Genomic DNA, 18715 nt, shown 5'->3' on the forward strand with positions numbered 1-18715 from the left:
AGGCAACCAGAATCGGCTGCCTGAGTTTGCGACTGGCCTTATGGGCAGACGTCGTGAATTCTTGGATTACCGGAGTGTGACCCGGCGCCGTGTAGTTTTACTACAAAAGCTTTCGCATTTCATGCTTTTACACGGTCGGGGTAGTAGTAATACTACAGAAATGCGACGTTTGGTCGCACCCTGGCTTGTGGGGAAAAACGTTCATGTTGGTTGGCGATGTAGCTGAGGCGGGTGGATCTTGATGTTTAATGCCAATGATTCGTTAATTTCAGCTATTTACAACTTTTGTATGACACTTCAACCGTGGTCCCGCTTCCCCGTAGCCAATTACACCCCTCTCTTTGTTGCCGATCAAGGATAGCCCATGCGTTTGCCTTTGCCTCTCGATCTGCCCGCTGGCTTGCAACCACTGGTCGCCCGTAATCAACAGCTGCTGAGCGAGGCGCTGAGCAATCAGGTCGATCCAGGCCTGACTACGTTGAGCGCCGAGCACCGGCATCAGTTCGAGCAGGTGGCCGCAGCCAGCGAGTTCATCTTCGATCAGGCTCAGCGCGAGCCAGGTGTGTTGCTCGAGCTGCTGGCCAGCGGTGATCTGGAGCAGGCCTATGCGCCGGGCGAGATGACCGCGCGGATTGCCGCAGTGGCCCAGGCGGCGCAGAGCGAAGAAGAGCTGGCGCGCAACCTGCGCCGGGCCCGCAACCGTCAGCAGATGCGCATCATCTGGCGCGACATTACCCGCCAGGCCGCGCTGGGAGAAACCTGCCGCGACCTGTCAGATATGGCCGACGCCTGCATAGATCAGGCTTACCAGTGGCTGTACCCGCGGCATTGCCAGCAGTTCGGCACGCCGATCGGCAACCGCAGTGGCGAGGCGCAGCACATGGTCGTGCTGGGCATGGGCAAGCTGGGTGCGGTCGAGCTGAACCTGTCTTCGGACATCGACCTGATCTTCGCCTTTGCCGAGGGCGGCGAGACCGAGGGGGTCAAGCGCTCGCTGGACAACCAGGAGTTTTTCACCCGTCTCGGCCAGCGCCTGATCAAGGCACTCGATCCGGTCACCGTCGATGGCTTTGTGTTCCGCGTCGACATGCGCCTGCGTCCCTACGGCTCGGCCGGCGCGCTGGTGCTGTCGTTCAATGCACTGGAGCAGTATTACCAGGACCAGGGCCGCGACTGGGAACGCTACGCCATGATCAAGGCGCGGGTAGTCGCCGGAGATCAGGCTGCCGGCGCCCAGTTGCAGGAGATGCTGCGGCCGTTCGTCTACCGGCGCTACCTGGACTTCTCGGCAATCGAAGCGCTCCGCACCATGAAGCAGCTGATTCAGCAGGAAGTGCGGCGCAAGGGCATGGCCGACAACATCAAGCTGGGCGCCGGTGGCATTCGCGAGGTCGAGTTCATCGCCCAGGCTTTCCAGCTGATCCATGGCGGGCGCGACCTGAGCCTGCAGCAGCGGCCACTGCTGAAGGTGCTGGCCACCCTTGAAGGGCAGGGCTATTTACCGCCTGCAGTGATTACCGAGCTGCGCGAAGGCTATGAATTCCTGCGCTATACCGAACACGCCATCCAGGCCATTGCCGACCGGCAGACGCAGATGTTGCCCGACAGCGACATCGATCGGGCGCGGGTGGCGTTTATCCTCGGCTTTGCCGACTGGGACAGCTTCCATGCCCAATTGATGTACTGGCGCGGGCGCATCGACTGGCACTTCCGCCAGGTCATCGCTGACCCGGATGAAGACGAGGCCGAGGGCGAACTGGTGGTGGGTGGCGAATGGTCGCCGCTGTGGGAGCAGGCCCAGGATGAAGAGGCCGCCTGCCGCCAGCTTGAAGAAGCCGGCTTCGGCCAGCCAGCCGATGCCTTGCGCCGCCTGACCGGGCTGCGCGCCAGCCCGCAGCTGCGCTCGATGCAGCGCCTGGGCCGCGAACGTCTGGATGCGTTTATCCCGCGCCTGCTGGCTCAGGCCGTTGAACACGACAATCCCGACTTGGTATTGGAGCGGGTACTGCCGCTGGTCGAGGCGGTGGCGCGGCGCTCGGCGTATCTGGTGTTGCTGACTGAGAACCCAAGTGCCCTGCGCCGCCTGCTGACGCTGTGCGCAGCCAGCCCGTGGATCGCCGAACAGATTGCCCGCTATCCGCTGCTGCTCGATGAGCTGCTCAATGAGGGCCGGCTGTTCAGCCCGCCGTTGGCGCCGGAATTGGCCAGCGAGCTACGCGAGCGGCTGACCCGCATACCCGAAGACGACCTTGAGCAGCAGATGGAAGCCCTGCGCCACTTCAAGCTGGCGCACAGCCTGCGCGTGGCTGCCTCGGAAATCAGCGGCAACCTGCCATTGATGAAGGTCAGTGACTACCTGACCTGGCTGGCCGAGGCGATTCTTGATCAGGTGCTGGCCCTGGCCTGGCGCCAGACCGTGGCCCGTCACGGGCAGCCCAAACGCAGCGATGGCAGCCTGTGTGATCCAGGTTTCATCATCGTCGGTTACGGCAAGGTCGGCGGTATCGAGCTGGGCCACGGCTCTGATCTCGACCTGGTGTTCATCCACGACGGCGACCCGCAGGCTGAAACCGACGGCGCCAAGCCGATCGACAGCGCGCAGTTCTACACCCGTCTGGGCCAGCGCATCATTCACCTGCTGACCACCCAGACCAACTCCGGCCAGCTGTATGACGTCGACATGCGCCTGCGTCCCTCGGGCGCTGCCGGTTTGCTGGTCAGCTCGCTCGGTGCGTTCGAGCGTTACCAGCAAGGGGAAGCCTGGACCTGGGAGCATCAGGCGCTGGTACGGGCGCGGGTGCTGGTTGGCTGCAAGGACGTGGCGAGCGCGTTTGAAGCGGTGCGGGCGAAGGTGCTCGGTCAGCCACGTGATCTGGACAAGCTGCGCGCCGAGGTCAGCGAGATGCGCGCCAAGATGCGCGGCAGCCTGGGCACCAAGCAGACTGCGGCAGGCACCGCCAGCAATGCCTTCGAGGCTGGCGTGCCGTTCGATATCAAACAGGACGCCGGCGGCATCGTCGATATCGAGTTCATGGTCCAGTACGCGGCGCTGGCCTGGTCGCACGCGCACCCGGCATTGCTGCGCTGGACCGACAACATCCGCATCCTCGAAGAACTGGAACAGGCCGGGCTGGTGCCGGCCAGCGATGCAATATTGCTGCGAGAAGTGTACAAGGCGTTTCGCTCGGCCTCGCACCGCCAGGCCCTGCAGAAGCAGGCCGGGGTAATCGACGCCGCGCAGTTCGCCAATGAGCGCGCCGAAGTGCGGCGGATCTGGGCGCAGCTGGGCCTTAGCTGAACTGCCGGCACTGCCAGCGTGGCCCTTCGCGGGCAAGCCCGCTCCCACAGGGTTATGAGCTGCTGAGGTCGTGCTCTTTGCGTAATTAGGCGCTAAAAGCCTTGCTCAATCACCAGTGGTACACTGTACCCCACCTAGCCTGAATATAAAGAGGGGAGACCGTGCTGCACTTTCCCCCAGCGTTCCTGGACAAAGCATGAGAATACTGATCATTGGCCCCAGCTGGGTCGGCGACATGGTAATGGCGCAGACCTTGTTCCAGTGCCTGAAGCAGCAGCACCCTGAGTGTGAGATCGACGTGCTGGCGCCCGAATGGAGCCGGCCGCTGCTCGAACGCATGCCCGAAGTGCGCCAGGCCTTGAGCTTCCCGCTCGGCCACGGCGCGCTTGAGCTGGCCACGCGCCGGCGGATCGGCAAGTCGCTGGCGGGCCAGTACGACCAGGCGATCCTGTTGCCCAATTCGTTGAAGTCGGCGCTGGTGCCGTACTTTGCCGGCATCCCCAAACGCACCGGTTGGCGCGGCGAGATGCGCTACCTACTGCTCAACGACGTGCGCAAGCTGGACAAGGCGCGTTACCCGCTGATGATCGAGCGCTTCATGGCCCTGGCCTATGCGCCCGGCGCCGAGCTGCCGCAGCCGTATCCGCGGCCAAGCCTGCAGATCGAGGCGCCGAGCCGCGACGCCGCGCTGGCCAAGTTCGGCCTGGCGCTGGACCGGCCGGTCCTGGCCTTGTGCCCGGGCGCCGAGTTTGGCGAGTCCAAGCGCTGGCCGGCCGAGCATTACGCCGAAGTCGCCGATGCCATGATCCGCCAGGGCTGGCAGGTCTGGCTGTTTGGCTCGAAGAAAGACCACCCGGTTGGCGAAGCCATCCGCGAGCGGTTGATCCCCGGCCTGCGCGAAGAGTCTTACAACCTTTCCGGCGAAACCTCGCTGGCCGAAGCCATCGACCTGATGTCCTGCGCCGATGCGGTGGTTTCCAACGACTCTGGGTTGATGCACGTCGCTGCGGCGCTTAACCGCCCGCTGGTGGCCGTGTACGGCTCGACCTCGCCGGGCTTCACCCCGCCCTTGGCCGAACAGGTCGAAGTGGTTCGCCTGGGCCTGGAATGCAGCCCGTGCTTCGACCGCACCTGCCGCTTTGGTCATTACAACTGCCTGCGTCTGCTCGAGCCGGGCAAGGTCATCGCCGCGCTGCACAATCTTGCCGGGCCGAACCGTATCGCTGTTCTGGCTGAGGTCGACTGAGTGCGGGTTCTGATCATCAAGACGTCTTCGTTGGGAGACGTGATTCATACCTTGCCGGCGCTGACCGATGCCGCTCACGCCATCCCCGGCATCCGTTTCGACTGGGTGGTGGAAGAGGGCTTTGCCGAGATCCCGAGCTGGCACCCAGCGGTAGACCGGGTGATCCCGGTGGCAATCCGGCGCTGGCGCAAGAACATCTGGCAGACCCTCAAGAGCGGTGAATGGAAAGCCTTCAAACAGCGCCTGCGCGAGCGCCAGTATGACCTGGTGATCGACGCCCAGGGCCTGGTCAAATCGGCCTGGCTGACCCGTTATGTCAAGGCGCCGGTGGCTGGGCTAGATCGCTTCTCGGCGCGCGAAGGCCTGTCCAGCCGCTTCTATGACCGGCCGTTGTCGGTTGCGGTCGGCCAGCATGCGGTGGAGCGCCTGCGCCAGCTGTTTGCCCTGGCGCTGGCTTACGACCTGCCTGAAGGCATCGGCAACTACGGCCTGGACCTCGACCGTCTGCAATTGCCACCCACGGCGCCGTTCGTGGTGTTCCTGCATGGCACGACCTGGGCAACCAAGCATTGGCCTGAGGCCTACTGGCGCGAGTTGGCCGAACGCATGGGCCGGCGCAACCTGCAGGTCTGCCTGCCGTGGGGCAATCAGGCCGAAAAAGACCGTGCCGAGCGCATCGCCCAGGGCTTGAGTAATTGCCAGGTACTGCCCAAATTGAATCTGGTAGGGGTGGCTCGCGTGTTGGCCGCAGCCAAGGCCTGCGTGGCGGTGGATACCGGCCTGGGTCATCTGGCCGCAGCACTGGATGTACCGACCATTTCCCTGTTTGGACCCACCAACCCTGGTTTGACCGGCGCCTACGGACGTGTCCAGGTCCACCAGGCCAGCGACTTCCCTTGCGCGCCCTGCCTGCAAAAGAAGTGCACCTATAAACCGAGCGCCGAGGATCTGCGCCGGTTCGATATCAAACGCGAGTGGCCATTGTGCTTCACTCGCCTGAATCCCGAGCATGTGGCGAGCCGCTTGAGCGCGTTGCTGCTGGCTGAGGATGTTCGTTAATGCAACTGGCTTTCGTACTGTACAAATACTTCCCGTTTGGCGGGCTGCAGCGTGACTTCATGCGCATTGCCCTGGAGTGCCAGCAGCGTGGTCATCAGATCCGCGTCTATACGCTGATCTGGGAGGGCGAGGTTCCGCCTGGCTTCGAAGTGCTGGTGGCGCCGGTCAAGGCGATCTTCAACCATCGCCGCAACGAGAAGCTCAGCGCCTGGATGGCGGCTGACCTGGCCAAACGCCCGGTCGACCGCCTGATCGGCTTCAACAAGATGCCCGGACTGGACGTCTACTACGCTGCCGACGGCTGCTTCGAAGACAAGGCGCAGACCCTGCGCGGCAGCCTGTACCGGCGCTGGGGCCGTTACCGCCACTTCGCCGAATACGAGCGTGCGGTGTTCGCCAGGGATGCCCGCACCGAGATCCTGATGATCTCCGAAGTGCAGCAGCCGTTGTTCATCAAGCACTACGGCACACCGGTGGAGCGTTTTCATCTGCTGCCACCAGGTATTTCCCAGGACCGTCGGGCACCGGCCAACGCCGCTGAAATCCGTGCGCAGTTCCGTCAGGAGTTCAAGCTTGCTGACGATGACCTGCTGCTGGTGCAGATCGGCTCCGGCTTCAAGACCAAGGGCGTCGACCGCAGCCTCAAGGCGCTGGCTGCGCTGCCGACGGCGTTGCGCAAGCGCACCCGGCTGATGGTCATCGGCCAGGACGACCCCAAGGTGTTCCAGTTGCAAAGTGCCGCGCTGGGCCTGGGCGAGCAGGTGCAGTTTCTCAAGGGGCGCAGCGATATCCCGCGTTTCCTTTTGGGTGCTGACCTGCTGATCCACCCGGCCTACAACGAAAACACCGGCACCGTGCTGCTCGAAGCGCTGGTCGCCGGCTTGCCGGTGCTGGTCTCGAAAGTATGCGGTTATGCCCATTACATCGCCGAGGCCGACAGCGGCCTGGTGCTCGATGAGCCGTTCGCGCAGGAGCAGCTCGACCGCTACCTGCAACGCATGCTCGAAGACGGCGAGGCCCGTGCGGCCTGGTCGCGCAATGGCCTGGCGTTTGCCGACAGCGCCGACCTCTACAGCATGCCGCAGCATGCCGCCGATGTGATCCTCAACCAGGAGCGCGCATGAAGCTGATATTGGCGCAGCCGTTCAAACGGCTGTGGGCCGGGCGCGATGCCTTCGAGGCCGCCGAGCAACTGCAGGGCGAAGTGTTCCGCGAACTGGAAGGCCGGCGCACGCTGCGCACCGAGGTCGAGGGCGCAGGTTACTTCGTCAAGATTCACCGTGGCATCGGCTGGGGCGAGATCTTCAAGAACCTGTTCAGCGCCAAGCTGCCGGTACTCGGTGCCGGCCAGGAATGGCGCGCCATCCAGCGCCTGCATGAAGTCGGCGTGCCGACCATGACCGCAGTCGCCTACGGCGAGCGCGGCAGCAATCCGGCGCAACAGCACTCGTTCATAATCACCGAAGAGCTGGCGCCGACCATCAGCCTGGAAGACTTCAGTATCGACTGGGTCAAGCAGCCGCCGCTGCCGCGCCTCAAGCACGCGCTGATCGCCGAAGTGGCGAAGATGACCGGCGGCATGCACCGCGCCGGGGTCAACCACCGCGACTGCTACATCTGCCATTTCCTTCTGCATACTGATCGCCCGGTGAGTGCCGATGACTTCAAACTGTCGGTAATCGACCTGCACCGCGCCCAGACCCGCAGCAGCATCAGCCGCCGCTGGCGCGACAAGGACCTGGCCGCGCTGTACTTCTCGGCGCTGGATATCGGCCTGACCCGGCGCGACAAACTGCGCTTCCTGCGCGGTTACTTCCAGCAGCCGCTGCGTCAGATCCTCACCGAGGAGGCGCGCCTGCTGGCCTGGCTCGAAGGCAAGGCGCAGAAACTGTACGCGCGCAAACAACGCTACGGGGATGCACTCTGATGGCGGGTTGGACGCTGCTGCCGGAGTATCAACACCTGGCAGCAGATTTCGGCAGCCTCGAGGCAGTGTTCGCCATCGACGGCGAGCGCCTGACCCGCGACCCGCTCAGCGAAGTGGTGCGGATCCAGCGCGATGGCGTGTACTACTACGTCAAACGCTATACCGGCGCCGGCAAGCACCTGCGCCGCTACCTGGGTCGGCCGCGGATCAAGGCCGAGTGGCAGAACCTCAAGCAGTTCGCCAAGTGGGGCATTCCCACCGCCGAAGTGATCGGCTGGGGCCTGGAGCGCAATGGCCTGGCCTTTGGTCGTGGGGCGATGATCACCCGCGAGCTGCCGCGGACCGAAGATCTGTCCGAACTGGCCAAGCGCAATGATCCGCGCCTGGCCGACCGCGCCTGGGTCGACCACGTCAGCCGCCAGTTGGCCCGGCATACGCGGGTCATGCACGACAACCACTTCACCCATAACGATCTGAAGTGGCGCAACCTGCTGGTGGACGATCAGGGCACGCTATTCTTCATCGATTGCCCGACCGGCGATTTCTGGCGCGGATTCATGCTCCGCCACCGCGTCATCAAGGACCTGGCCTGCCTGGACAAGGTCGCCAAGTATCACCTGTCGGCGACTCAGCGCCTGCGCTTCTATCTGCAGTACCGCGGGCACCAGCGGTTGAATGCCAGCGATAAACAGCGGGTACGCGAAGTGGTGCGCTTTTTCGAGGGAAGGGAATGACCGACTATCTGGCCAGCAGCGAGCTTGCCCTGCTGCAACGCCACGGCTTGAACGATTTCGAAGCGCTGTGGGCGCTGCAACTCGATGCAGTGGACGAACCCAACACCGGCCGTGGCGGCTGGAGCAGCGTGTTTCGCCTGGAGCTCGAGGGCAAGGGCTATTACCTCAAGCGCCAGCTCAACTACCTCACTCGCACCCTGCATCGGCCCTTCGGTGAGCCGACATTTGCCCGCGAGTTTCGCAATATCACGCGCTACCAGAAGCTGAAGATCCCGGCCTTGCAGGCGGTGTTTTACGGTGAGCGCAAGAGCAACGGCGAGCACCGCGCGATGCTCATGACCCGCGCCCTGGATGAGTGGAACGACCTCGACAGCCTGCTGGCGCAGTGGCCGCAGCTGGCCGCCGAAAAACGCCTGGGCATCCTCCAGGCCTGCGGCCAACTGGGGCGTACCTTGCACGCCGCCGGCCAGGTGCACGGTTGCTTCTATCCCAAGCACATCTTCCTGCGCGAGCGCCGCGAAGGCTGGCAGGCGCAACTGATCGACCTGGAAAAGACCCGGCCGCTGCTGCTTGGCATGCGCGACCGGCTGAAAGACCTGGAACCTTTGCTGCGCCGTGCCCGCGCCTGGAGCGAAGGCGATGTGCGCAGCTTGCTGGCGGCCTATCTGCAGCAACCGGCCGACAGCCCGCTGGTGACTACCTGGCTGCAGCGGCTGGTGCGCCGCCAGCATGAAAAAGAGGCCCGTTGATGCGTTTGTCTGAACTCAAGGCGGCTGGGCGCACGCCGAGCTTGCCGCTGAACATTGCCCTTGCCGATGCAGCGGGCAGCGCCGATCTGCAGCTGCTCAGCCTGCTGCGGGTGTTGCCTGGTCAGCGCTATGTCGGCGCCGGGATCTGGCGCGGCAAGCCGGTGCTGGCCAAGCTGCTGGTTGGCAGCAATGCTGCACGGCATTTTCAGCGCGAGCTGGATGGCGTCAAGCTGATTGCCGCGCAAGGCTTGACCACTGCGCAACTGCTGGCTGACGGTCTGCAAGAGGGCGAGGGCGGCTGGCTGCTGTTCGAGTACCTGGAAAACGCCCAGAGCCTTGGCGCTGCCTGGGCTGAGGTCGAGGCGCTGGCGCCGCTGGCCGAACAGCAGCAACAAGTGCTCGGCGAGGCGCTCGGCGCGGTTGCGCAGATGCATGCCAAGGGGCTGTGGCAGGCCGATCTGCACCTGGACAACCTGCTCCGCCACAACGGCCAGTTGTACCTGATCGATGGCGCCGGCATCAAAGCCGAGACACCTGGCCAATGCCTGTCACGCCCGCGTGTTCTGGAAAATCTCGGCGTGTTCTTCGCGCAGTTGCCCAAGCGCCTGGAGCCGTTCACCGAGGAGTTGCTGGTGCATTACCTGCTGGCCAACGGCGAGCATGCGCTGCCGCTCGAAGCCTTGCAGAAGCAGGTCGACAAGGTGCGCGCCTGGCGCCTCAAGGATTACCTCGACAAAGCCGGTCGCGAGTGCAGCCTGTTCAGCGTCGAGCGCAGCCTGTCTGGCCTGCGTGCAATCGATCGCAAAGAAGTCGCCGCTATGCAGCCGGTGCTGGAACAAGCCGATAGCCTGATCGACCAAGGGCACCTGTACAAGACCGGCGGCGCCGCCAGCGTCGCCCGCGTCGAAGTTGGTGGCCGCCAGTTGGTGCTCAAGCGCTACAACATCAAAAACACCGCGCATTGGCTCAAGCGCTTCTGGCGGCCGAGCCGGGCCTGGCATTCGTGGATCGAAGGGCAGCGCCTGCGCTTTCTCGACATCGCCACGCCAAAGCCGCTGGCGGTGCTTGAACAGCGGGTCATGGGCCTGCGCAGCCGTGCCTATCTGGTCACCGAATACGCCGATGGACCGGATCTGCTCGAGTGTTTTGCGCCCTTCGTCGCCAGTGGCGATGCGCCCGACGAGCAGCTGCAGGCCTTGCTGAGGTTGATGCAGCAGTTGATCCGCGAGCGCATCAGCCATGGCGATATGAAAGGCCATAATTTGTTCTGGCAGGACGGCCAATGGTCGTTGATCGACCTCGACGCCATGTGCCAGCACGCCACTCAACTCAGCTTCGCGGCTGCCTATGCCCGTGACCGCGCGCGCATGCTGCGAAACTGGCCGAGTGACAGCGCCTTGCACAAGCGGATTGATCAGCTGTTGCCGCGGCTCGCCGAATAGGCTTCGGGCAGCGCCAGCCAGTCGCTGCTGCGGCCCGACTGGCGCACCCGGATGCGCCATTCGTCCGCCTGCCAGCGCAGCACCGCCCAAGGCTTGACGCCTGTCTGCTCAGCCGGGGGAATCAGCAGGTGGTACTGGTCTGCCAGCAAATGCTTGCGCAGGCCCAGTTGCCCGCTGCGGGTCTGCAGGTACAGCTGCGGGCCATCAGCGTGCAAGCCCGCTGCGCTGCTCAAAGGGGTGCCGGACCGGGCTGGCGTGAGCAGGCAGTCATGACACAACGCTGCCAGATCTGGCAGGCCGTCATACCAGAGCACAGGTGAATCGATCACCCACTCGCCGCTGCGCAGGCGTTTGATCGGCTGCTGTAGATAGGCATCCGGTTGCTCAGGGTCGATAACCCGCCAGCGTTCGCCATCGAAGCTGACTTTGTAATGACTGCCGTGGTTGTCCCTGACGAAGTACAACGACAAGCCTCCAAACGCCGAAACCTGCTCGTATACGCCGATGTCATGCACACCATCGATGCGATAGCGCAACGAGCTGGTGTCGACATTGACTTGGTAGCGGGCCGGCAATGGCAGTGGCGGTTGCTTGGGCAAGCCGCGCAGCGCTCGGCGCAGGGCGCTGGTAGCGAAGAAGCTGCCGCCCGCATCCGTGGCATGGCTGATGGTGTTGTAGAGATGGCGCAACACGCCTTCCATATCGCCTCGCTGGTGTGCCTGGATGCCATCGCAGATGTCTAGGATCATTCGCCCGATCGATAACGCCATCAGGGCCTTGGCAGGCAGTACCAGGCTTATCAGGTCCAGCAACCGCCAGGACAGGTCGATGACTGACTGAAGATTGACCTCGCGGGTCGTCCGGCTGCTGGTGTCGACTGCTGCAAGTTGGGCGCGGACCTCTGCCATATACAATGCGAAGAACAGATCGTCGTTAATGGCTGGCAGGCGTAGAGAACTGCCCAGGCCCCCTTTGAGCAACAGCCGTTGCAGCTCGCTCTCCTCGACCTGTGGTAGCCGAGCGGCCAGGTACTGGCGCAGCGCCGGTTTGTCGCGCAGGGTGCGCAGCAATTGCCGGGTGCTGGAAAACTCGCGCCAGTTGCGTCGGTCTGGCGCGTCTGGGGTGTACATGAGAAACGACGGCACACTGCCTTGTTCAGTGTTTATCAGTAGCACCCCCTGCACCGTATGGCCCTGGATCAGTAGCTGCCGCACCACGACCGTATGGCCATCTACCGGCGGGCGGAGCGCGTTGTGGGGTTGGTCCAGTACCGCCGTTGCCCAGCGGTAACCACGCTCGGCGCGATGTTCGGCGAAGTGCCCGGCATACCGGGCCTTGACCGCTTCGGCACGCATTCGGGCGCGGTTGATTCGAGTATGGGCCAGCAGGCGCCAGCGGCCCGTGCGCGAGTCGACCAGTTGGGTGTAGAGAAAATCTGCATAGCGCCCGCCGGCATTGAGGCTGCGCACCAGTGTCTTCACGTAGGCCGGCGTCAGCTCCGGGGGCAGCGTGCGTGCCTCGGTATGGCTGACACGGGCGGTCAACCAGTAGTCGTAATTGAACCAGGCGAGGTTGACCAAGGCCAGATCGTCCAGTGGCAAGCGCTCGGTGACCATCTCAATGGTTTCATTGCCGACCTGTTTGAGGCCTTGCCAGGTAACGAACAGGGATGGGTTGAACGGGTAGGGCTGCGGCCCGACCTGGCGGGCGCGCGTGATGCTCACCGTTATGTCCTGTGGTAGCAGTTGCAGGCCGAAATCATTGAGCAGGCGCTCTTGCAGGCGGGCTCGCGTCCATGTCCTGAGATCGTTCTGCTGAATAAACTGCGCTTGGGTGGGGATGCCTGGAGCCGCGGCTCTTTCACTGGCCACCACCAGTTCCTGCATGGTCTGCATGATGTGACTGAGGCTTTGCGTGTCAGCTTCGCGCAGCCATGCCGGCATGTGTTTTTCCAGTAACCGCGAATAGCGCGTGTTCAGCGTTGCCTTGCTACCAAGATCATCCTCGAGCCTGAGTGCCGCCATGACCTGCGCGTGTCGCGTGGTGGTCGATGACGGCTGGTCGTCGCCCCATAGCGACGGCAGGTTCAGGCGCTGGCGCTGGGTGTCGATCAGTTGCTGTACCTGCGCTTCGATCGGATCATCGGCATACCACTCATAACGCAGACGCTCAGCCAGACGCGCCTGCTCGGCGGATTGCGGGTCGGCGTACAGGTGCAGCAACGTGCTGCTGAGTAGAGGGTCGTCCAGCCGTTCGCACAGTTCGTCATGCAAGGCCTTGAGGGAGGGAAACACCTCGATGCCTTGTGACAGGCAGCACAGCAGTGCCTCGCCGGTTTGGCTGTCGGCGTCGAGCAGCGTGCCCTCAGGGGTGCCCGCGACGATGACCATCACCCCCGGCAGGTAGCTGCGCCAGTTGGGCTGCAGGTTCACCAGCAGGGGCCGGTAGACCTGAGGTCGGTGTGCTGCCGCTATCTGCTGGCGTTGCCAGGCGCGCGGTTGCTCGATGCAGGTGCGCAGCGGTGCGGCCTGATCGGCGCTCAGCGTGTCGTCAGTGATGCGTAGGTCGATTTCGGCCAGCAGGTAAATCTGGCGCAGGGCGATCAGCGACTGCTTGCGGTTCAAGCCTTGAGTATTGAGTTCTGACCAGTAGCTGGCCAGGTCGCTGTGGAGCTTGCGTCGCGTCTGCAGATCATTGTGCAGCGGCTGCTCGATGACCGGCAGGGGTTCGAGCAGCGCATTGATCTGGCTGGTGAGTGTTTGGATAAGTTTGAGAGGTTGCATGGCCCGCTCCTTGTCATGGGGGACCCTGCATCCTAGGTACGGCAAACCTGCTGTGGTTGTAGCCAGATAACTCAACTGCGCCTGATCAGTGCCCGCACGCCGAGCACGCCAGGAATGCCCAGGCCGACCCAGGCCAGAATATCCCAACCATCGTCACCAAGCAGCGCGGCGAACAGCCCCCCTGCACCCAGCAGCGCGATCAGCACAGGCCAGGTAAAGATCCGCCAGGTGGATTGCGAGCGATGGCTCATGGCTTGGCCTTCGCGCCGGTACGGCGCTTGCCCCACCAGAGATAAACGCCACTGGCGAGCACGACGATGGTCAGCACGTCGAGCAGTGCCCAGAGGATCTGCATCGGCCGCCCGCCGTAGTCGCCAAAGTGCAGCGGTTGCGACAGGCCCATCGCGTCCATGTACCAGGGCCGCTCGCCGACTGCTGTGACGGCGAGGGTGGTGGCGTCGATCAGGACTGGGGTGAACAGGTGCGAGGTCAGATGCGTGGCGCCGTTCATGAACACGGCATAGTGGTGCTCACTGGAGAAGCGTGTGCCGGGGAATGCGATGAAGTCTGCACGCATCCCCGGTGCAGCGGCAGTTGCGATCGGCAGCAGCTGGCTGGCCGACGCACGCTCGGTCAGCGGCGGCGCGTCGCGGTAGGGTGCAACCATTGCTGCCAGGCTGTCGTTGCGCCAGGCAGCGATGACCAGGTCAGCACAGGCACTGATCACCCCGGTGACGCCAACCACCAGCGCCCAGGTCAGGGTCACGATCCCGATCAGGTTGTGCAGGTCGAGCCAGCGCAGGCGCGGCGATCTGTCCTGGCGCACGGTGGCGAACGGCAAGCGGCGCATGAACGGCGCATACAGCACAGTGCCGGAGATGATCGCGACGACGAACAACAGGCCCATGAACGCCAGCCATAGTTTGCCGGCCAGGCCGGCGAACATGTCCACGTGCAGGCGCAGGATGGTCATCATCAAGCCGCCGTTGGCAGCCGGCATGGGCACGGCTTCGCCGGTGCGCGCATCGAGCATGAAGGTGTGCGAGTCGTTGGGGTCGCTGTCGGCAGTGGCGGCCGTGATGGCGACGACGCCGTTGGGTTGGTCCTCATCGTAGCCAAAATACTGCATGACCTCGCCGGGGCGATGCTGCTCGGCCTTAAGCACCAGTTGCTGCAGATCCAGGTGCGGGGTGCCGGCAGGCATCTGCCGTAGTTCGGGGGCGTCGCCGAGCAGATGTTCCAGTTCGTGATGGAAGATCAGCGGCAGGCCGGTGATTGCCAGCAGGAGCAGGAACAGTGTGCAGATCAGGCTGCTCCAGGTATGGACCGTGGACCAGCGGCGCAGGGTTAGGCTTTTCATCGCGTTTCCGGGTTGCCAGGGGGGCGTCGGGAGCGGCGCCAGAGGTGGGGGGGCGCAATACCTGCAGGAGCGGGCTTGCCCGCGAACGGGCCGCAAAGCGGCCCCGGGCGCGACTCAGAACTTGTAATTGACGCTGGCTACGACGTTGCGTTCGTCGCCGTAATAGCACCAGAAACCGTCGCAGTTCGCCAAGTAGTCCTTGTTGAACAGGTTCTTCGCTTCGACCGCTACGCTCAGGCCTTTCATGCTGTTGTCCAGCCGGCCGAGGTCATAGTGCGCCGAGGCGTCATAGACCGTATAGGAACTGACATGCGCCACGCTGGTGTTGGCGGTGTTGCCGTAGGTATCGCCTACATAGCGCACGCCACCACCGACACCGAAACCGTCAAGCAGGCCGTTGTGCCAGGTGTAGTCAGCCCAAAGGGTTGCCTGGTTGCGCGGAATCAATGCCATGCGGTTGCCGACGTCGGTGGCAAGACCCTTGGTGATCTCGGTATCGGTGTAGGTGTAGGAGGCTATCGCCTTGAAGTTGTCGGTCAACTGCGTGGACGCCTCCAGCTCCAGGCCACGAACCTGCAATTCGCCGACCTGGCGGGTGATGCTGCCTTCGGTTACACGCACGTTTTGCTGGGTCAGGTCATACACGGCGGCGGTCAGCAAGGTCTGGCTGCCAACCGGCTGGTATTTCACGCCGACCTCGTACTGACGGCCCTCGGTCGGTGCGAACGACTGCGCTGCTCGGGCATCGGCACCCATGGTGGGCTGGAACGACTCGGTATAGGAGATATACGGCGTGACGCCATTATCGAACACATAGCTCAAGCCTACGTTGCCGCTGAAGGCCTTGTCACGCTGGGTGCTGGTGGCATCGTTGACGTTGAATCGAGTCCCGGTGTGCACCCAGTCCTCGCGCCCGCCGAGGGTCAGGCGCCAGTTATCCAGTGACATTTGATCTTGCACATACACACCCGTCTGCTGAGTCTTCTGGTTGAAATCTTGCAGGGTAATGTAGCTAACCCCGGACATGTCAGCGCCATACACCGGCCGATTGACGTTGATCGGCGGCACACCCAGGCCATACAACCATTGGTAGTTGGTATTGGCGCGTTGGTGGTCGAGGCCCAGCAGAAGCGTGTGGCTGACGGCACCGGTGTCGAAGTCAGCCTGGAAGTTGTTATCCACCGCAAACTGGCTGATGTCTTCGTTGATGATGCCTGACTCGCGGTTGACGTTGCCGTCGGCGTCAACGGTGTTAACGGTACCAACGTTGACGGCCTGGAACGACAGATCGTTTTTGGTGTAGCGCAGATTCTGGCGGAACTGCCAGGTATCGTTCAGTCGATGTTCGAAGGCGTAGCCAAGGGCGTAGTAGGTGCGGTCGTAGAAGTCCCAGTCGGGTTCGCCAAGATTCTTGTGGTGAGAGATCTTGCCTGCCGCAGATGGCAACTTGGTGCCTTGCAGCGGCAGGAACTGCCCGGTAATGCCGGTATCGTCGCGGGTGTACTGGCTGATGAAGGTCAGCTTGGTGTCTTCGTCAACGTTCCAGGTCAGGCTCGGAGCGATGTTGTAGCGTTTGTCCGGGATGTGATCGATGGGTGAATTGCTGTCACGCACCACGCCGCTGACGCGGTACAGAAAGCGGCCTTCGTCGTCGATCTTGCCGGTGCTGTCGAAGTTGATCTGCTTGTGTTCGTTGCTGCCGGCCTGGGCTTCGATCTGATGAGCGCTCTCTGCCTGCGGGCGGCGGCTGACCATGTCGAGCATACCGCCCGGCGGTGTCTGGCCATAAACCGATGAGGCAGGGCCACGCAGTACGGTAATGCGCTCAAGGTTCCATGGCTCGACCTTGGGGTTGGCGAACGAGCCTTTGGGCAGCGCCAGGCCATCAAGGAACTGCGTCGGGTCGAAACCGCGCACACGCAGCCAATCGGCGCGCGAGTCGGAGCCATAGCCGCTGCTCTGCACGCCAGCGGTGTAGCGCAGGGCGTCATTCAGGTTGAGAACCTGGCGGTCGTCCAGCTGCTGGCGGGTAATCACCGACAGCGAGCGGGCAGTCTCGACAATCGGCGTATCGGTCTTGGTGCCCGCAGCGGTGCGCGTAGCGACGTAGCCGGGGCTGGCACCCCATGCGCTCTCATACTCGCCGGCCGCATTGATACTTGTCTCCGGCAACGCCAGGCTGCCTTCCGGCGTGGCCACCAGGCTGTAACTGCCGACGCTGCTCTGCTGCAGTTGCAGGCCGCTGCCGCGCAGGGCAGCCTGCAGTGCGCCGAGGGCATCGTACTGGCCTTTGACCGGCGCCGCGGTGCGCCCGCTGACCAGAGCTGGGTCGATCGCCAGGGCGATACCCGCCTGGCTAGCGATCTGATTCAGGGTCGTCGCCAGTGGCGCGCTGGGCAGGTCATAGGCGAGTTGCGATTGCTCGGCAGCATGCAGAGCAGGGCTGGCCAGTGGGATAGACAGGGCAATCGCCAGAGCCATCAGGCTGGGGCGCAGGATACGATCAACGGCACGGGACATGCAGCGGCTCCTCGACGGATAAGTGCTTTGTGCTTCCTTGCCGAGCGAGAATTGAAAAGTGACAGGGGCCTGTCGAAATAAATTTATCGGCGCTGCCGCTAGCGGCTCATTGCGCGACGACCTTGACCCACCATGGCGTGCGCTGCTCGACCTTTACCGGCAATGCAGGGGTCAGTGAGGCCAGTGCCAGGTCGATATCGGTCAGCGGGAAGCTGCCGGTCACGCGCAGGTCGGCTACCTCGGGCGCGACGCCCAGATGACCGCTGCGGTAGCGGCCCAGCTCAGCGACCAGGTCGGCCAGGCGCACGTTGTCCACCACCAGCATGCCGCGGGTCCAGGCATCGGCACCGGGCGCAACCGGGCTGATCTGGCTGAGGCCATTGGCTGTCATCATGACTTGCTGGCCTGCTGCCAGAACCTGCTCATCTACTCGGTTGGACGGCATTGCCGCGACCTGCGACTGGAGCACTTCAAGACGCGTGCCTTGCGCTTCGCGCTTGACCAGGAAGCGTGTGCCCAGTGGGCGCAGGCGACCGTCATCGGTACGCACCAGCAGCGGCCGCAGGTCGTCATGGCCGGTTTCAACCGAGATTTCGCCCTGATGCAGAACGATCACGCGCTGGCTGCCTTCGAAGTCGATATCCACGGCGCTATGGGTATTGAGGCTGAGCAACGTGCCGTCTTCCAGGCGCAGGGTGCGCAATTCGCCGGTGGCGGTGCGCTGATCGGCCAGCCAGTAACCCGGCGACAGCGACGGTGCATCGAGTTGCAGGACCAGCGCGGCGACCAGTAGCACGCTGGCGAGCCCGCCGCCGAGGGTACCAACCCGCCGGCGCAAGCTGACCCGCGACTGCAGCAGTGCCTTGCGCGCTGGGCCGACTGCGGCGCTGAAACGCTGGTCGAGCATGCCCAGTTGGCGCCAGGCGCGAGCGTGCTCTTCGCTGGCAGCGTGCCAACGCAGAAACTCACTACGCTGCTCTGGCACGCCGGGGCTGTCGTCCAGGCACAGCTTCCAGGCGATTGCAGCGTCCAGTACCTTGTTCGAGACCGGGCTGGTGCTCACGTCGGCTCGCCATACAGAGCGATGTAGCATTGGCGCATCCCCTGGGCCAGATACTGACGCACACGGGAGACGGAAACGCCCAGACGCTCGGCGATTTCGGCATGGCCCATGCCATCCAGGCGGTTGTGCAGGAACGCAGCGCGGGCTTTGCTCGACAGTTTGCCAAGCAAGCGGTCGATGGCCTTGAGGTCTTCGAGAATCAGCAGTTGCAGTTCCGGCGAGGGCTGTTCGGTTTCGGGCATCTGCGCCAGTTCAGCCAGGTAAGCCTGCTCCAGCGCAACCCGGCGGAAATGATCGAACAGCAAACCCTTGGCCACTGCAGCAAGAAACGCCCTTGGCTCACGCGGCACCGGCAACTGGTCACGCCCGAGCAAGCGCACGAAGGTGTCCTGACTCAGGTCTTCGGCGCGTTGCTGGCAGCGCGTGCTGCGTTGCAGCCATGCCAGCAGCCAGCTGCGGTGGTCGCGATAAAGCGCACCGATCAGATCAGCATGTGGACTGTGCGCAGACGGCAAGAGCGTTCCCCGGAAAGAA

The 18715-nt window shown here is 63.5% G+C and carries 14 protein-coding genes; 8 read left to right on the top strand and 6 right to left on the bottom strand.

The genetic code is table 11. The features are described 5' to 3' along the window. The first annotated feature begins 364 nt into the window (after positions 1-364). The 8 genes from glnE (at position 365) to HU736_RS17185 (ending at position 10455) form a co-directional block, all read left to right on the top strand. Positions 365-3298: a bifunctional [glutamate--ammonia ligase]-adenylyl-L-tyrosine phosphorylase/[glutamate--ammonia-ligase] adenylyltransferase gene (glnE, locus tag HU736_RS17150; protein WP_186700471.1), complete on the top strand. Its 2934-nt coding sequence runs from the start codon at positions 365-367 to the stop codon at positions 3296-3298. A gap of 196 nt (positions 3299-3494) precedes the next feature. Next, positions 3495-4544, top strand: coding sequence for a lipopolysaccharide heptosyltransferase II (gene waaF / locus HU736_RS17155; protein ID WP_186700469.1), 1050 nt, complete (start codon positions 3495-3497; stop codon positions 4542-4544). After that, complete coding sequence (gene waaC / locus HU736_RS17160; protein ID WP_150573398.1) at positions 4545-5603, top strand: lipopolysaccharide heptosyltransferase I; 1059 nt, start codon at positions 4545-4547, stop codon at positions 5601-5603. After that, positions 5603-6727 (top strand): glycosyltransferase family 4 protein, encoded by a 1125-nt coding sequence (locus HU736_RS17165; RefSeq protein ID WP_103435238.1) that lies wholly within the window; start codon positions 5603-5605, stop codon positions 6725-6727. The genes waaC and HU736_RS17165 overlap by 1 nt, the downstream gene beginning before the upstream one ends. Further along, positions 6724-7530 carry a lipopolysaccharide core heptose(I) kinase RfaP gene (gene rfaP, locus HU736_RS17170; protein ID WP_103435237.1) on the top strand — a complete coding sequence of 269 codons (807 nt, stop codon included), beginning with the start codon at positions 6724-6726 and terminating at the stop codon, positions 7528-7530. Before HU736_RS17165 ends, rfaP begins: the two co-directional genes overlap by 4 nt. Next, positions 7530-8264, top strand: a complete 735-nt coding sequence (locus tag HU736_RS17175; RefSeq protein WP_103435236.1) for a lipopolysaccharide kinase InaA family protein — start codon at positions 7530-7532, stop codon at positions 8262-8264. The genes rfaP and HU736_RS17175 overlap by 1 nt, the downstream gene beginning before the upstream one ends. Next, a complete protein-coding gene (locus HU736_RS17180) occupies positions 8261-9013 on the top strand; it encodes a lipopolysaccharide kinase InaA family protein (RefSeq protein WP_103435235.1) in 753 nt (250 codons plus the stop codon). Before HU736_RS17175 ends, HU736_RS17180 begins: the two co-directional genes overlap by 4 nt. Continuing rightward, positions 9013-10455, top strand: a complete 1443-nt coding sequence (locus tag HU736_RS17185; RefSeq protein ID WP_186700467.1) for a lipopolysaccharide kinase InaA family protein — start codon at positions 9013-9015, stop codon at positions 10453-10455. The genes HU736_RS17180 and HU736_RS17185 overlap by 1 nt, the downstream gene beginning before the upstream one ends. Here the strand turns inward: HU736_RS17185 and HU736_RS17190 are convergent. From HU736_RS17190 to HU736_RS17215, 6 genes are all read right to left on the bottom strand, one after another. Next, on the bottom strand, positions 10428-13238 hold the full coding sequence (locus tag HU736_RS17190; RefSeq protein ID WP_186700465.1) for a dermonecrotic toxin domain-containing protein: 2811 nt from the start codon (positions 13236-13238) through the stop codon (positions 10428-10430). The genes HU736_RS17185 and HU736_RS17190 overlap by 28 nt on opposite strands. 71 nt (positions 13239-13309) lie before the next feature. After that, positions 13310-13489, bottom strand: a complete 180-nt coding sequence (locus HU736_RS17195; RefSeq protein WP_103435232.1) for a hypothetical protein — start codon at positions 13487-13489, stop codon at positions 13310-13312. After that, on the bottom strand, positions 13486-14598 hold the full coding sequence (locus HU736_RS17200; protein ID WP_186700463.1) for a PepSY-associated TM helix domain-containing protein: 1113 nt from the start codon (positions 14596-14598) through the stop codon (positions 13486-13488). The genes HU736_RS17195 and HU736_RS17200 overlap by 4 nt, the downstream gene beginning before the upstream one ends. A 114-nt stretch (positions 14599-14712) precedes the next feature. Then, on the bottom strand, positions 14713-17118 hold the full coding sequence (locus tag HU736_RS17205; RefSeq protein ID WP_186700461.1) for a TonB-dependent siderophore receptor: 2406 nt from the start codon (positions 17116-17118) through the stop codon (positions 14713-14715). 106 nt (positions 17119-17224) lie between these two features. Further along, entirely contained in the window at positions 17225-18181 is a 957-nt protein-coding gene (locus tag HU736_RS17210; RefSeq protein ID WP_103435229.1) for a FecR domain-containing protein, read from the bottom strand. Then, positions 18178-18696, bottom strand: a complete 519-nt coding sequence (locus HU736_RS17215; RefSeq protein WP_186700459.1) for an RNA polymerase sigma factor — start codon at positions 18694-18696, stop codon at positions 18178-18180. The genes HU736_RS17210 and HU736_RS17215 overlap by 4 nt, the downstream gene beginning before the upstream one ends. Positions 18697-18715 lie beyond the last annotated feature (19 nt).

Origin of the sequence: Pseudomonas shirazensis (assembly GCF_014268785.2) — a bacterium.
GTDB lineage: Bacteria > Pseudomonadota > Gammaproteobacteria > Pseudomonadales > Pseudomonadaceae > Aquipseudomonas > Aquipseudomonas shirazensis.

Excerpts from the sequence above, each read along its gene's own strand:
- glnE (WP_186700471.1), top strand. The coding sequence starts at position 365 with ATGCGTTTGCCTTTGCCTCTCGATCTGCCCGCTGGCTTGCAACCACTG.
- waaF (WP_186700469.1), top strand. The coding sequence starts at position 3,495 with ATGAGAATACTGATCATTGGCCCCAGCTGGGTCGGCGACATGGTAATG.
- rfaP (WP_103435237.1), top strand. The coding sequence starts at position 6,724 with ATGAAGCTGATATTGGCGCAGCCGTTCAAACGGCTGTGGGCCGGGCGC.
- HU736_RS17175 (WP_103435236.1), top strand. The coding sequence starts at position 7,530 with ATGGCGGGTTGGACGCTGCTGCCGGAGTATCAACACCTGGCAGCAGAT.
- HU736_RS17180 (WP_103435235.1), top strand. The coding sequence starts at position 8,261 with ATGACCGACTATCTGGCCAGCAGCGAGCTTGCCCTGCTGCAACGCCAC.
- HU736_RS17165 (WP_103435238.1), top strand. The coding sequence starts at position 5,603 with ATGCAACTGGCTTTCGTACTGTACAAATACTTCCCGTTTGGCGGGCTG.
- HU736_RS17185 (WP_186700467.1), top strand. The coding sequence starts at position 9,013 with ATGCGTTTGTCTGAACTCAAGGCGGCTGGGCGCACGCCGAGCTTGCCG.
- HU736_RS17190 (WP_186700465.1), bottom strand. The coding sequence starts at position 13,238 with ATGCAACCTCTCAAACTTATCCAAACACTCACCAGCCAGATCAATGCG.
- HU736_RS17195 (WP_103435232.1), bottom strand. The coding sequence starts at position 13,489 with ATGAGCCATCGCTCGCAATCCACCTGGCGGATCTTTACCTGGCCTGTG.
- HU736_RS17205 (WP_186700461.1), bottom strand. The coding sequence starts at position 17,118 with ATGTCCCGTGCCGTTGATCGTATCCTGCGCCCCAGCCTGATGGCTCTG.
- HU736_RS17200 (WP_186700463.1), bottom strand. The coding sequence starts at position 14,598 with ATGAAAAGCCTAACCCTGCGCCGCTGGTCCACGGTCCATACCTGGAGC.